The following is a 344-nucleotide window of genomic DNA, read 5'->3' as shown; positions in this document are numbered from 1 at the left end:
AGCAGCGACACCGCACCCGCCGACCAGTCCACCTGGTCCGTCGGCTCCTCCACATGCAACGTCCTGGGCAGACTGCCATACCGCATCGCCTGCACCATCTTGATCACACCAGCCACACCCGCAGCCGCCTGCGTATGACCGATATTCGACTTCAACGACCCCAACCACAACGGACGCTCCGCCGCACGACCCTTGCCATACGTCGCCAGCAACGCCTGCGCCTCGATCGGATCACCCAACCGCGTCCCCGTACCATGCGCCTCGACCACATCCACATCCCCCGGCACCAACCGCGCATCCGCCAACGCACGACGAATCACCCGCTGCTGCGCCGGACCATTCGG

Annotated in this window: 1 pseudogene; it reads right to left on the bottom strand. The window is 65.7% G+C overall.

What is annotated here, in order from left to right:
• Window positions 1-344 (bottom strand): annotated as a pseudogene (locus tag NGF19_RS30490) (polyketide synthase); the annotation flags it as partial.

Origin of the sequence: Streptomyces macrolidinus (assembly GCF_023887685.1) — a bacterium.
Lineage (GTDB): Bacteria > Actinomycetota > Actinomycetes > Streptomycetales > Streptomycetaceae > Streptomyces > Streptomyces macrolidinus.
This window is presented reverse-complemented; position numbering and strand designations above follow the sequence as displayed.